This is a genomic window from Pseudoalteromonas sp. KS88, assembly GCF_004766475.1.
Taxonomy (GTDB): Bacteria; Pseudomonadota; Gammaproteobacteria; order Enterobacterales; family Alteromonadaceae; genus Pseudoalteromonas.
Genome location: NZ_PYHV01000007.1, coordinates 226,875 through 241,358 on the forward strand (window position 1 = coordinate 226,875; position 14,484 = coordinate 241,358).

At 37.6% G+C, this 14,484-nt stretch carries 10 protein-coding genes; 3 read left to right on the plus strand and 7 right to left on the minus strand.

Annotation, left to right across the window (positions count from 1 at the left end):
• A complete protein-coding gene (locus C7Y70_RS04510) occupies positions 1–810 on the minus strand; it encodes a pyruvate, water dikinase regulatory protein (protein ID WP_099293252.1) in 810 nt (269 codons plus the stop codon).
• 154 nt (positions 811–964) lie between these two features.
• Between C7Y70_RS04510 and ppsA the strand changes: the two genes are divergently transcribed.
• The gene (ppsA, locus tag C7Y70_RS04515) at positions 965–3,343 is read left to right on the plus strand and encodes a phosphoenolpyruvate synthase (protein WP_135473533.1); all 2,379 of its coding nucleotides are present in this window, start codon (positions 965–967) and stop codon (positions 3,341–3,343) included.
• 56 nt (positions 3,344–3,399) lie between these two features.
• On the opposite strand, the gene C7Y70_RS04520 is transcribed toward ppsA, so the two are convergent.
• Positions 3,400–3,609, minus strand: coding sequence for a PGPGW domain-containing protein (locus C7Y70_RS04520; RefSeq protein WP_099293256.1), 210 nt, complete (start codon positions 3,607–3,609; stop codon positions 3,400–3,402).
• A 144-nt stretch (positions 3,610–3,753) separates the two neighbouring features.
• Here C7Y70_RS04520 and C7Y70_RS04525 point away from each other — a divergent pair, with 144 nt between their 5' ends.
• Entirely contained in the window at positions 3,754–6,798 is a 3,045-nt protein-coding gene (locus C7Y70_RS04525) for an FAD-binding and (Fe-S)-binding domain-containing protein (protein ID WP_135473669.1), read from the plus strand.
• A gap of 245 nt (positions 6,799–7,043) precedes the next feature.
• Here C7Y70_RS04525 and C7Y70_RS04530 read toward each other — a convergent pair whose 3' ends face one another.
• Together C7Y70_RS04530 and C7Y70_RS04535 are read right to left on the minus strand one after the other, a co-directional pair.
• Positions 7,044–8,243: a cation:proton antiporter gene (locus tag C7Y70_RS04530; RefSeq protein ID WP_135473534.1), complete on the minus strand. Its 1,200-nt coding sequence runs from the start codon at positions 8,241–8,243 to the stop codon at positions 7,044–7,046.
• A complete protein-coding gene (locus C7Y70_RS04535) occupies positions 8,243–9,454 on the minus strand; it encodes a tyrosine-type recombinase/integrase (RefSeq protein ID WP_135473535.1) in 1,212 nt (403 codons plus the stop codon). The genes C7Y70_RS04530 and C7Y70_RS04535 overlap by 1 nt, the downstream gene beginning before the upstream one ends.
• 130 nt (positions 9,455–9,584) lie before the next feature.
• Here C7Y70_RS04535 and C7Y70_RS04540 point away from each other — a divergent pair, with 130 nt between their 5' ends.
• Complete coding sequence (locus C7Y70_RS04540; RefSeq protein WP_135473536.1) at positions 9,585–10,148, plus strand: YSC84-related protein; 564 nt, start codon at positions 9,585–9,587, stop codon at positions 10,146–10,148.
• Positions 10,149–10,321: 173 nt separating this feature from the next.
• On the opposite strand, the gene C7Y70_RS04545 is transcribed toward C7Y70_RS04540, so the two are convergent.
• The 3 genes from C7Y70_RS04545 to C7Y70_RS04555 form a co-directional block, all read right to left on the minus strand.
• Positions 10,322–11,746, minus strand: a complete 1,425-nt coding sequence (locus C7Y70_RS04545; protein ID WP_135473537.1) for a GGDEF domain-containing protein — start codon at positions 11,744–11,746, stop codon at positions 10,322–10,324.
• 76 nt (positions 11,747–11,822) lie between these two features.
• A complete protein-coding gene (locus C7Y70_RS04550) occupies positions 11,823–12,866 on the minus strand; it encodes a patatin-like phospholipase family protein (RefSeq protein ID WP_135473538.1) in 1,044 nt (347 codons plus the stop codon).
• A 95-nt stretch (positions 12,867–12,961) separates the two neighbouring features.
• Positions 12,962–14,368: an alanine/glycine:cation symporter family protein gene (locus C7Y70_RS04555; protein WP_135473539.1), complete on the minus strand. Its 1,407-nt coding sequence runs from the start codon at positions 14,366–14,368 to the stop codon at positions 12,962–12,964.
• Positions 14,369–14,484: the final 116 nt, after the last annotated feature.

Sequence of the window (14,484 nt, forward strand, 5' to 3'; positions counted from 1 at the left end):
TTAGTACTTACGTCGCTCAAGGTTGGTATCAGATATGATTTTGGCCGATATTTCTTCCACTGAGTGATTTGTTGAGTTTAAGTATGATAACTTGTATTTTTTATAGAGCATCTCAACTTCACGAACCTCAATACGACACTGTTTAAGTGAAGCGTATTTTGAGTTTGCCATTCTTCGTTGCCTGATATCAGCAAGCCTGACAGGGTCAATCGTTAAGCCAAAAAGTTTATGTTTATATGGCATTAAACACTCTGGCAGTTTACCCGTTTCTAAATCATCTTCAGTTAATGGGTAGTTGGCTGCTTTTATCCCATACTGCAGTGCAAGATAAAGACTCGTTGGGGTTTTACCACTTCGGCTAACGCCTACTAAAATGATGTCTGCCTCTGCATAGTTTTTTATATTCGCGCCATCATCATTAGTTAAAGAGTAATTAACAGCATCAATTCTAAAGTCATAGTTTTTTTCATGCATAGAATGAGTACGATGTACTTTAGGTACTGGCGCCACAGCAAGCTCTTTTTCTATTTTGTCACTGTAGGTTGATAAAAAATCGTAGCAGACAGCACAAGATGAGTTAATAATTTCACTTAGCTCATGATTAACGAATGTATAAAATACAAAGGGCTGTTCACCATCTCGCTGGGCTGTCCTATTAATCAACTCCTTTATTTCTTGCGCTTTTGTTTCAGTTTCAACGAATGGGATTGTTTTATGATTAAATTCAACCGGAAAAAGCGACAAAGTCGCATGGCCAAACACTTCAGAAGTAATGGCTGTACCATCAGAAATATAAAATGCAGTTCTCATATTAACCTTTTTATTACCTATTCACTTAAATTGGGGCTCCATACGGTTTACGTATGGACTGTTGCCAGTGTAGAATGAAGGTGACCTTTTTAGAAGGTTTTCTTTCTTAACTCTCACAGTTAATACTACAATTTGTTTTTTGGAGAAAGATCCCGTGCAAGAATACGTTCTCTGGTATCAAGAGCTTGGTATGCAAGATGTTCCTCGTGTTGGTGGTAAAAATGCCTCACTCGGTGAAATGATTTCAAACCTAGCAAACGCTGGTGTTCAAGTCCCTGGTGGCTTCGCAACAACTGCTGATGCATTTAATGAGTTTTTAGAGCAATCAGGACTCAATGCAAAAATTCATGACATCCTAGACACACTCGATGTAGATGATGTAAATACACTCGCCAAAGTTGGTGCTGATATCCGTCAATGGATAATCGACACACCATTCCAGCCTAATTTAGATCAAGCAATACGCGATGCATACAGCCAATTACATGGTGATGCAGCAGCCGATGTGTCATTTGCAGTTCGTTCATCTGCAACTGCTGAAGATATGCCAGATGCCTCTTTTGCAGGCCAGCAAGAAACTTTCCTAAATGTTCGTGGTATTGACTCAGTAATGGTCGCCATTAAACATGTGTTTGCTTCATTATTTAATGACCGCGCAATCTCTTACCGTGTACACCAAGGTTATGATCACCGAGGTGTTGCGTTATCTGCTGGTATTCAACGCATGGTGCGTTCTGATAAATCATCATCTGGCGTTATGTTCAGTATAGATACTGAATCTGGTTTTGAAGATGTAGTATTTGTAACATCAAGCTACGGCTTAGGTGAAATGGTTGTACAGGGTGCAGTTAACCCAGACGAATTTTATGTACACAAACCAACGCTTGCCAAAGGTAAACCTTCAGTTGTTCGTCGTAATATTGGCTCTAAAGCAATTCAAATGATTTATTCAGCTGACGAAGCCCATGGCAAGCAAGTTGAAATTGTAGATGTTGAAAATACTCTTTCTAACAAATTCTCAATAACAGACGCTGAAGTAGAAGAACTTGCTAAGCAAGCTGTGATCATTGAAAAACATTATGGCCGTGCGATGGATATCGAGTGGGCCAAAGATGGTAATGACGGCAAACTTTATATTGTTCAAGCTCGTCCTGAAACTGTTCGTTCTAACGAAGATACAAATGTGATGGAACGCTTTCAGTTAAACGGCACAAGTAACGTTGTTGTTGAAGGTCGTGCAATTGGCCATAAGATTGGTTCAGGCACTGTTCGTGTTCTCAATTCAATTGCTGAGATGGACCAAGTACAAGTTGGCGACATATTAGTAACTGACATGACTGACCCAGATTGGGAACCAATCATGAAACGTGCTGCAGCAATTGTTACTAACCGCGGTGGTCGTACATGTCATGCTGCAATTATTGCACGCGAACTAGGTATTCCAGCAGTTGTTGGTTGTGGCAATGCAACCGACCTAATTACAGCAGGTCAAGAAGTTACAGTTTCTTGTGCTGAAGGCGACACAGGCTTCATTTATGAAGGCATTTTAGATTTTGAAATTCTCACTTCACGTGTTGATAAAATGCCTGAATTACCAATGAAAGTAATGATGAATGTGGGTAATCCAGATCGTGCATTTGACTTTGCTCGTCTACCTCATGCAGGTGTTGGCTTAGCACGTGTTGAGTTTATCATTAACCGTATGATTGGCGTTCATCCAAAGGCGCTATTAAACTTTGATGCACAAACCGATGCATTAAAAGACGAAATCACTGGTATGATTGCCGGCTATGATTCGCCAGTAGAATTTTATATTTCGAAGTTAGTTGAAGGTATTTCAACACTAGGTTGTGCATTTGCGCCAGAGCGTGTAATTGTTCGTATGTCTGATTTTAAATCAAACGAATATGCAAACTTAGTGGGCGGTCAGCAATACGAACCAGAAGAAGAAAACCCAATGATTGGTTTCCGTGGAGCTGCACGCTATATCTCTGAGGATTTCCGTGACTGTTTCGCACTAGAATGTGAAGCAATAAAACGTGTTCGTAATCAAATGGATATGACCAACATTGAGATCATGATCCCATTCGTACGTACACTTGAAGAAGGTAAACGTGTAATTGAACTACTTGAAGAGCATGGCCTTAAACGTGGCGAAAATGGCTTAAAAGTAATCATGATGTGTGAGCTTCCTTCAAATGCATTATTAGCTGAAGAGTTTTTAGAATACTTTGATGGCTTTTCAATCGGTTCGAATGACTTAACTCAATTAACATTAGGTCTTGACCGTGATTCTGGATTAATTGCTCATTTATTTGATGAACGCAACCCAGCTATCAAAAAGCTATTATCAATGGCTATTCAAACAGCAAAAGCGAAAGGTAAGTATGTTGGTATTTGTGGCCAGGGTCCTTCAGATCATGAAGACTTTGCAGCTTGGTTAGTAGAGCAGGGCATAGACTCTGTTTCACTAAACCCTGATACGGTACTTGAAACTTGGTTATACCTTGCTAAAAAATTAGAAAGTAAATAATTACTGACTATTAAAAATGCCAGCGTCTTCGCTGGCATTTTTTGTTTGAAGCAACATTATCGAGCAAATTTTTTGTCTAAAAAAGCACAAGACTTAGACAACGCTTTTTGGCATAAGCTCAAATAGTGACGTGCTTTAGGGTAATAAAACGAAAAGCAAAATAATCCCGCAATAAAAAAGATCAACGATGGACCCGGTACAACCGCAAAAATTAGTCCCAAAACCATAAAGAGACTACCAACAATTATTAATAAACACTTTTTCATCGTAAACTCCAAATTAGCATAATAGTCAGTATAATAAATCGCCGTTCAAATACGATAAAAAGAGTGTTACAAACTGTAAAATCTTCAACTTATTTTGAAGATTAGCATGGTATAATTAAACAAATGCCTCAATTTATCACCGTCATGATAGCAACTATAAGTCAACAAGATGCCGCGACTGATTTAGTCGCAAGTTACCTAAAAACAATAACTAAACAAGGTTTCACTGGTGATACTGATGCCAGTTATGCTTCACGTCTAACTGCTGCAACTGATAACAGTATCTATCAACAAATACCGCAAGGTATTCTATTTCCTAAAACCGAAAAAGATATTCAAATTGCGCTTCAAGCAGCATCACATGATCCCTATTTATCGTTAACTTTTGGTCCTCGCGGTGGTGGCACAGGTACAAACGGTCAATCATTAACGCCTGGTATTGTTGTCGATTTATCACGTTACATGCGTGAAATACTAGAAATAAATGTTGAAGAAGGCTGGGTACGTGTACAAACAGGCGTTATAAAAGATCAGTTAAATGACTTTTTGCGACCTTATGGGTTCTTTTTTGCACCAGATTTATCAACAAGTAATCGGGCAACTATTGGCGGCATGGTTAATACAGATGCCTCAGGCCAAGGCTCACTTGTTTACGGTAAAACTAGCGATCATGTTTTAGGCTTAACAACATATTTAGTTGATGGTACTAAAATGTCAACCACGCCAATTGATGTTGATAAAGCTCAACTGATTGCTGATCAAGACACTGTAATAGGTAACTTATACTCAACAGTTCTCGATGTAGCTCTAAATAATCGTGATGCAATATTAGATAAGTTCCCTCGCTTAAATCGGTTCTTAACTGGCTATGACTTAGAGCATGTGCTTAGTGATGACTTACTTACATTTGATATGAGCCGTATAATAACAGGTTCAGAAGGTTCTCTTGGCATTGTAACTGAAGCTAAATTGAACATTACACCTATTGCTGAGTTTAAAACGCTAATCAATATAAAATATGATAGTTTTGATTCTGCACTTCGCCATTCTCCTTTTTTAGTTGATGCGCGCGCTACATCAGTTGAAACTGTCGACAGCAAAGTACTTAACTTAGCCCGTCAAGATATTGTATGGCACTCAGTATCGGACTTAATAACTGATGTTGAAAATAAAGATATGCAAGGGCTCAATATGGTTGAGTTTAATGCAGTCTCTCCTGAAGATATTAAAGATAAAGTAGACACCTTATGCCGTTTACTGGATGAATGTGTTCAACATCAAAAAAATGGTGTTATTGGATATCAATTAACCAGTGATAAATCTGACATTTTAAAAATTTACGGCATGCGTAAAAAATCAGTTGGTTTACTAGGCAATGTTAAAGGTTCGCAAAAGCCCTTAGCATTTGCTGAAGATACAGCTGTTCCACCTGAGAACTTGGCTGATTTTATAGTTGAGTTTAGAGCTTTGCTTGATAGCCATAAATTACAATACGGTATGTTTGGTCATGTTGATGCTGGAGTTTTGCACGTCAGACCTGCACTAGATATGTGCGACCCAGATCAAGAAAAACTATTACGTTTGATTTCCGATGAGGTTGTAAAACTTACAGCGAATTACGGTGGTCTAATGTGGGGAGAGCATGGTAAAGGCTATAGAAGTGAATATGGCCCTGAGTTTTTTGGTGAGCACTTATTTAAGCAATTGCGTATTATAAAATCTGCATTTGATCCTCAAAACCGAATAAACCCCGGTAAAATATGCACTCCTATTGAAAGTGAAGACTCACTTGTAAGTGTTGATGGGCAAAAGCGATCTTGGTTTGATAAACAAATATCTATTGATGTTAAAACCAGTTTTAATAACGCAATGACCTGTAATGGTAACGGTATTTGCTTTAACTATGATCAAAACTCACCAATGTGTCCTTCATATAAAGTAACAGGTGATCGCCGCTACTCACCAAAAGGCCGTGCGGGTCTAATGCGCGAATGGTTACGTTTGCAGGAGTCTAAAAATATTGATCTACTTGAAGTCGAAAAACAGCTGAACCAAGGGGAGGTTATTACTTGGTGGGAGCGCTATCAACACAGCCGAGATAAAAGCAAAGGCGTGTATGATTTTTCTCATGAAGTAAAAGAATCGATGGATGAATGTCTTGCGTGTAAAGCATGTACAACTGCTTGCCCAATAAAAGTTGATGTTCCTACTTTTAGATCTCGATTTTTAAATTATTACCACAGTTATTATGCTCGTCCATTAAAAGATTATTTAGTCGGAAATATAGAAAATAGTGCGCCAGTTATGGCTAAATTTTCAAGTGTAATTAATCCGATTGTGAATACTAAAATTGTATCAAAGCTAATTGAAAAAACAGTAGGCTACGTTGATACACCTACTTTAAGCTCGCCTCGTTTAGACAAACGTATTAGCAAAGAACATCGGTTTAATTTTGAAAAGCTATCAACGCTCAGTTCGCAACAACAAAGTGAGTATGTATTAATTGTACAAGACCCATTTACTAGTTTTTATGAGGCTGAGTTAGTCGAAAGCTTTATTAAAGTGATTACTGCGCTTGGTAAAAAACCTATTTTGTTGCCGTTTAAACCGAATGGAAAACCACAACACGTTAAAGGCTTTTTAAATGAGTTTAAAGCAACAGCAAAAAACGCTGCACAATTTTTAAATTCACTTTCAGAAATAAATGCTCCCCTCGTTGGGTTAGATGCATCATTAGTAATGTGTTATCGCGATGAATATAACTCTATTTTGGGTGATGATAGAGGTGATTTTGAGGTGCTACTTGCTCATGAGTGGTTAGCTAAAGAGTCATTCAAACCATTAGCCAATAAAATAAAAAATGAAACTCGTTTTACATTGTTAAGCCATTGTACTGAAACAACGGCGATGCCAAGTGCAGCCAATGTATGGCAAACCATTTTCTCTGATCTAGGTTTGCAATTAAACACAACAGCAACTGGTTGCTGTGGCATGGCCGGCACATACGGCCATGAAATACAAAATCAAGAAAACTCACGCGCTCTTTATAGTATGAGTTGGAAGGGTGTTGTAAATAAAAATAAGCCGGAGCAATTACTGGCAACCGGTTTTTCTTGCCGTAGCCAGGTAAAACGTTACGAAAAATTCAAACCCAAACACCCCATTGAGTTACTTGCTCAAATACTTTAAATTTAAAAGGCGGTAAGTTTATTCTTATCGCTTTTAATTTTAAATTTAGTTAACCTGAACTCTGGTTAAGAGATATACTAATGTATTGATTTTAAATCTCAAATATATTTATTGGTCTCCAGCCGGAAAATTTCAGCGATAACAAGGCGAATTTACGCGTCAATAGCAGGTCTATTGCAAGGAAATTCAACACAGTGAGCGTTGAAAGTAGCCGCTGGAGATAGATTTATTATCCAGAGTTCAGGTTAGTTAGAATAACTGTCAGCAATTGGTTTAGTACTCATGCCATGGATAAAAACACTAAATAATATAGTCGTCATCGCAATGGCTGCAACTTGAAACTTATTTTCAATTTCTGTATCAATCACCATCATTGTAAAAACAATTGATGCTAAACCTCGCGGACCAAACCAAGCAAAAGTAAACCGATCTTTTATTTTCAGCTTCGTAAATTGCAGACTTAACATCACCGGTATAATTCGTAAAATGGTCACACTCATCATTGCAAAAAGGGTGATTTGCCAATTTATATTTGGAAAAACTACGTAGCTACACACAAAACCAAATAAGCACCAAATAAGTAAACCGATAAAGTCAGCAATATGTTCGCTGTCTTCAACAAGTTTTTCTCTTAAGTCCTGCTCTGTAAATCTATCAAAAATCAAGCCCGCTACAAATACCGCTATAAACCCGCTACTGTGAACACTTTGCGCAATAGAAAAAATAGCTATAACCATACCTATAACTAAAAACGGACTCGTATTATTTGAAAAATAGTGACGCTGCATTGCAAACTTTATTATAGGAATAAAAATGCTCATCGCCGTTATGGCAATAATTATTGCTAAACCAAGTTCACGTGTAAAAATCTCTGCAACCGATGAAATAGAAATTGATGTTGCTGGCTCTTGCGCCAACAACATTAAAAGTAAAAACACAGGAACACATAAACCATCATTTAAACCACTTTCAGTGTTTATCCCTTCACGTATATTTTCTGGCACATGTTTACTATTTAGAATACCTTTACTTAGTGCTGCATCTGTTGGTGTTAAAATAATCGCAACCAGCGATGCTTGTACCAAAGTTAACTCAGTAAACATTAAGCTCGCAACCACAATTCCTGAAAATAAAGTGAGCGGTAAGGCTAAAAATAATAATAGGCTAGGGTATTGAAAGCTATGCTTTAAAACTGAAAGTTTAGTTTTTGCTGCATCAGTAAATAAGAATATACTCAAGGTTAATTCAATTAATGGTAATAACTTACTCAGATCAGCACTATAATATTTTGATTCGATAGAAACATCGGGGATAAAAAAAGCAATCAGCATCCCTATTAAAACAAAAAACATCGGGCCTGTTACTTCAACTACCTCTAGTTGTCTAATAGAAATTGAATAGGCCAAAAAAGCTAAGCCAACCGTTGCTAATACAAAGTATTCCATCAAATTTTCCTTTTAATTCCAGATTTTGCGCGCTCTTTTATATTCGTTTGAATATAAATTTGATCAGTCGTCGCTATTTTTGCATGACCCAAATCTTCAGATAAATGTTTTAACGGTCTGGTTTGTGCATCATGGGTAGCACCAGTATGACGTAACCAATGTGCAGTTGCCGATTCTAATTGCTCTGCATCATCTGTAAAACCATCATCTAATAATGATTGCTTTGCAAGATCGAAACTTTGCTGTACTAACCTACGTATTTGACGAACAGTCATGCCACCTTGACCACGGATTTTATGAACAAGTGGATCTGATTCATCAACACGAGGCAGGGCAGTTAACCCTCTGTATAACCTATATCGTTTTAAGTATTCTATAAAATCTTCACTAAGCGTAACATCCCTTAATTTATTACCTTTACCCATTATTCGTAAAAACCAAAAACCATCATTATCTTGCCAAAAGTGAGACATCACAGGTGACCACTGCGGGCGCTCTGATAATTCTGAAATACGAAGATATAAGCCTTTTAAACAGGCCAAAGTAAAAAGGTTTCTCTCAAAATCAGGTTGTTGTACACACTTATCTCGAGTAACACCAAACACATATTCCCATTGTATATCACTCAATGTATCAGGTATTTTAATTTGAGATTGCACAACTAAATACGGACTGTTCTTTTTAACAACCGGAACAAAATTAGCAAATGTTTTTTCTTCTAGAATAGCAAATTTATAAAATACATTAAGTGCAGTAAACATTGCAGCTAAAGTTTGTTGGCTAGCAATTGATTCCTTGCGCATAAAAGGGCGCCAATTCTTGTTTAGCCGTCGTATTCCTTGCTCATCTTTATAACGCCATTGCACTGAAGTAGTTGACCAAGCTGAATCTGGCTCAACCATAAAATCCACATAACCTTCGATATCTTCACGCTTTAATTCAAAAACTGATTTCTCAGCAATTAACCAAGACCATAAATAAAAACGTTCGAGTTCATTTCTAAACCGATTATAGGTCGCTTCAGATTTACGCCCATACACATATAAAAATTGATATAAAAATACCAGATCTTCTTTTGATTCAGTCACAGTCAAGCCAACTTGCTGTATAAAGTTATTAAGTTCTGGGTATTCTGATTGCAACGTATCATCATCGAGGTGAGCAATTTGATATCGTAATTGTTTTAATGTATCGACCAAAGCAACAAGCATATTGAGCTAATTTCTATTAAAATAAATTAGTTACAGTTTAATCTTTAAGTCCGATACTGTCTAGTATTGGACATTAAGTAAGTGAAAGCTGTTGTTAGTTTTTGCTACCGTCGGTGTTTAAGGAAAGCATATGAAAACATTAATTGTTTTAAGTTTAGTAACACTAACTTTAATCTTATCAGGGTGTGCGACAACTGGCAGTGCCTCGCCAAATGAAAAGCGTAATTTAGTACAAAACATGCGTGCAGATACGTTAGCCAAATTATATACAGAAAAGCCTGATGTTAAACAACAAATTGCCAGCTCTGCCGGTTATGCTGTTTTCGATAATGCCAATGTAAATGTAGTGCTTGCAAGTTTTGGTGGTGGCTATGGCGTAGTAAAAAATAACCTAACGGGTAAATCAACTTATATGAATATGGGTGAAGCTGGTTTAGGCCTTGGTTTAGGCGTTAAAGACTTTAATGTTGTTATGGTTTTTCATGATCAAGCTGCATTAAACCGCTTTGTTGAACATGGTTGGGCCTTTGGTGGAAATGCCGATGCTGCCGCAAAATATCAAGATCAAGGAGGGGCTATAGTTGCTGAAGCTATTGCAGATCAAGTAACTGTTTATTCATTAACCGAAAATGGCCTGGCATTACAAGCTGTACTAAAAGGCACTAAGTTCTGGGTAGATTCTGAGCTAAATTAAACCTTAAAAACCCTTCTAAAAGTGGGCTAGTTTGTGTAATTACGCCCACTTTAATTCATACCAAGTAATTTAACATAACGTAATTTATGGGTTGTTTATAATATTTTAGCTTACACCTTACTAACTAGAACTTATAAACTGCACGACTACTATTATGTCGTGCAGTTTTAGTATTACGTCTCTTGTGGCTTATAAAGTACAGACTTATTTCGCCCAGATTCTTTTGCTAAATAAAGTGCTTTATCGGCATTTGTTAAAACAGTATCAATAGTCTCGTTTTCTTCAGCTTTTGCAATACCTATCGATGTTGTAACTTGGCCATAAATATCAGTGTATTCAGGAATATCTGTTCTTTCTATAGCCGTTCTGATTTTTTCTGCAGTTACTTCTGCACCATCTTTATCTATATTTGGTAATATAACTGCGAACTCTTCACCACCTAATCTACATACTGAGTCTGTTTCCCGTACGCAATTATTTAATGTTGATGCGATAGCAATTAGTACTTTATCGCCAATTGCATGACCAGCTCTGTCATTTACGGATTTGAAGTGGTCAACATCAAGCATCAAAATGTAAGTCTCAGCAGCGTTAAAAGTACTTTTCTCAAGTGCGCTTTTTGCTAACTCCATAAAATGCCGCCTATTAGCTATGCCAGTTAAACTGTCATGTGTTGCCGCTTGTAGTAATGCCAGTTCTGCAGCACGCCTTTTTTCATCAATTTTTTCTTGAAATATTGCACTTGTGATAATTAATATAATTATAAACCATGAGATTACAACAACGTATAAACCAAATAAATCTTCTAGTTTTACTGAAACCAATGACTGAATAAATAAATAGCCAATTGTGATTGGTACAAAGTACCCTATTAGTACCTGAAATCGGGCAATTCGCCCACCAATATGCGGTGATAATAATGCATGTACAGCACCATATTTTGCATGAATAAACAACACACTCAGGCCAAGAAATATTCCATAGGTCGTTGTTAGTATTGACATATTTCCAAAGAAGCTTTTAATTCCATAGGCATATCCAATAATTGACAGCATTGGTACAGCTAAACCGATAAAGGCTGTAAATTGCGCAATCATAATTTTATTCAAACTACCAAACAACAATGCACAGGATAAACAAATCATCATGATGGCTGTATTTATGCCCATGGAATTAGACAAGCCAGCGCTCACTTCTGAACTTATAGTGTGTGAAAAAGGCGTGATATGGCGAGTAAAAGTAGTATTAGTAGCAATATCAACGGTCACCATCAGTGACGTAATTAAGGCAGCTATTGCTAACAAGGGGTTCAAAATCGTAAAGTATTTTTTATGCTCTAAAAAAACACTTAAACCGATCAGTATAATTGTAATAGCTGTAAGTGGGTGTGTCGCTGAGCCCCCAGAAATCGGCCTGTATAATTGAGGTGCAGAAAAAACGTAACCAGAAATTGATAAAACAGACAGTAAAATACAGCCAAGCGCTAATGCTTTTGCGACGATTTCCACATATCGAGTACGTTTTTCATAAGCTTTACTTTGTTTTTCGTTTTCAAGTAAATCTAAGCTGCTAAAAGGCATAATATGGTTTTTCTTCATTCAAAATCAACTAGTTCAATGATAGTTGAATCATGAAAATAAGCAATTACAATTACAATTACCTTATTGATATTACCTAGGGATATGGGATGAGTTTTAGCGTATTGTTTAACTGTTTATCTAAGGCATCTGCTAGTTTTTCGGTTTCACTAAATACGGTATTCCAATATTTAATGCGGGTGTCGGCATCAAGATCTGTAAAGTCGTTTCTGTCTGGAATTTTTCCGTAAGGTAAGCCCATAACAAATTCTTGTGATGGTGAAATCATGACTACGTTGTCGTAGTTTTCTGGTGCGACAGTACGTTTTAAATTTTTATCAAACCACCCTGCTTTTGGATCACTATTAAAATGTGGGTATAAAATTAGCCCCGGATTATTAATTTTTAAGTCGAAGTGGTAATCAATAATGCCGCCATCGCGGTACATACCAGGAGGTGAACCGGCAATATTTTTTATACCTTGCATGACCAACGGTATCGAGCCCGATGCGAGTAATGCATCTTTTAAATTATCAGTGGTTAAATCCAATTGTGTGGTTTTAAATTGATAACTGTCTTCAATTTCAAAATTGCTATTGGGAGCTTGATAAATAAAACGCTCATATTGCTTAGTTAAAAATCGGCGATGTACGCGATTACTTAAATAGCTTTTGGTTAAGCCTAATAACTGTAATGCTTTTCGCTCACTTGCAACCAAACCATTTGATTTTGCTACAATAAAATGAGATTTAAACACAGGGTTATTTATTATTTCAGCAACGCCGTTATCACCAAAAACCTCTTCAAGTAAGGCACGCGCTTTGGTTGTTATTTCTTCAGGGGTTGGTTTATTGGTTTCATAACGAGTTTCACTGTAGGATTTTGCTAACCGTGTTATGGCCGCTACTGGGTCGTTTTGTGAAAAACACGCTGCACGAAATGCCCCCGCAGATGAACCAATTAAGTTTAATTGCTGCGTTCTACCTTTAAAAAATTCGCCAAAAAGGTATTTATCGAAACCAAATAAGGTAAACCATTTCGGCCCGCCACTTGCGCCTAAAAATGATGTAAAAAGTTCAGGCTTGAAACCTTGTTCGTTTATTATTGTTGCTGCAGTTTTACCTGCATAAATGTCGATCATCTAAAAATACTACCTGTAGAGTCGCAGTTTAATGTTATTAAAGCTAAACTTAAAAGTGAATATTTATGCAATAAAAACACACTTAAACTTTAATCTTAATCCCAAATTCCGTCTTCACATTTGCCCTGCACTTTTACGTTTTTTACCTTAAACTCAGGCTCTATGCCTTTGTCTCTTTGTGCGTGGTAGTCGTTAGTAACAGACAAAATGGTCGGTGTGAGTAGTATAATAGCGATAACGTTTACTACTGTCATTAACCCTAACGCAATATCAGCTAAATCCCATACTTGTTTTAAGGTGGCTGATGCGCCCCACAACATCATTGATAAATAAAGCAAAGTATAAATACTGCGCCCTACTTTGTTATCGAGCTTAAATAAGTGGAGGTTACTTTCGGCGTAGGCGTAGTTAGCAACCACCGAGGTAAAAGCAAATAAAGTAATGGCAGCGGCTACAAAATACACGCCGCCTTGCGCTAAGTGTGAGGTCATAGCGCTTTGCGTTAAGCGTATGCCTTCCATCTCACCGCTTATATCTACATCAGCCAATAAAATAATAACGGCGGTACAACTACACAATACGATGGTATCGAAAAACACCCCTAACATTTGTATGTAGCCTTGCGTCGCTGGGTGGTTTGGCATTGGACTGGCACTAGCCGATGCATGGGGCACACTTCCCGCGCCAGCCTCATTAGAATATAAGCCGCGTTGTATACCATTTTTAATGGCTGCCCCCATGGCGCCTGCACCAGCTTCTTGCAAGCCAAACGCTGATAAAAATATATCTTTAAGCATGGCAGGTACTTGGGTGAAGTTGATAAGGGTGATGATCACCGCCGCTAATACAAATACAATGCCCATGATTGGTACAACGCGCTCGGCAAATCGGGCGATTGCTTTAAACCCACCGAGTATAATCGACCCTGCAAGAACAGTAATAACAATCCCAGAATAAAAGTTTGGAATTTCAAACGCGTAATTAAGTGCATCGGTTATAGTATTGGTTTGCATTGCGCTGAAGGTAAAGCCGTAACCTAAAAACAAACAGGCGGCAAACACAATAGCAAATGCACGACTGCCTATACCTTGTTGAATGTAATAAGCAGGCCCGCCTCTAAATTCGCCGTTACTATCGCGTACTTTATACACTTGCCCCAGTACGCTTTCAGCAAAGCCTGTGGCCATGCCTAAAATGGCAATCATCCACATCCAAAATATGGCTCCGCTACCACCGAGTGATATTGCCACAGCCACACCGGCTAAATTACCTGTGCCTACTCTGGCACACAGCCCAGTACAGAGCGCTTGAAATGATGAAATATCGTTTTTATTACACTTACTACTGCCTTTTAACAGGCTAAACATGTGCTTAAATTTAACAAGTTGAATTGCTTTTAAACGTACTGAAAACCAAATACCTGCAAATAGTAGTATATAAATTAGTATTTGGCCTTCGCCCCATAATAGGTCATTCACACTTTTTACTACGGTATCGAACATGGGCTAATCCTTTGTATTTATTATGTTTTACTCAGCGAGTAGTTGAGTAATTTGCATTTAATAATGCATGTTAGCCATAGCTTAGCGGAGCTAAGCTGCCTTAGAATGTTGACCTA

Bases quoted from the DNA above. Each gene is read 5' to 3' on its own strand.
- C7Y70_RS04555 (WP_135473539.1), bottom strand. From the start codon at position 14,368: ATGTTCGATACCGTAGTAAAAAGTGTGAATGACCTATTATGGGGCGAA.
- C7Y70_RS04540 (WP_135473536.1), top strand. From the start codon at position 9,585: ATGAAAACATTAATTGTTTTAAGTTTAGTAACACTAACTTTAATCTTA.
- C7Y70_RS04535 (WP_135473535.1), bottom strand. From the start codon at position 9,454: ATGCTTGTTGCTTTGGTCGATACATTAAAACAATTACGATATCAAATT.
- C7Y70_RS04545 (WP_135473537.1), bottom strand. From the start codon at position 11,746: ATGAAGAAAAACCATATTATGCCTTTTAGCAGCTTAGATTTACTTGAA.
- C7Y70_RS04550 (WP_135473538.1), bottom strand. From the start codon at position 12,866: ATGATCGACATTTATGCAGGTAAAACTGCAGCAACAATAATAAACGAA.
- C7Y70_RS04530 (WP_135473534.1), bottom strand. From the start codon at position 8,243: ATGGAATACTTTGTATTAGCAACGGTTGGCTTAGCTTTTTTGGCCTAT.
- C7Y70_RS04525 (WP_135473669.1), top strand. From the start codon at position 3,754: ATGATAGCAACTATAAGTCAACAAGATGCCGCGACTGATTTAGTCGCA.
- C7Y70_RS04510 (WP_099293252.1), bottom strand. From the start codon at position 810: ATGAGAACTGCATTTTATATTTCTGATGGTACAGCCATTACTTCTGAA.
- C7Y70_RS04520 (WP_099293256.1), bottom strand. From the start codon at position 3,609: ATGAAAAAGTGTTTATTAATAATTGTTGGTAGTCTCTTTATGGTTTTG.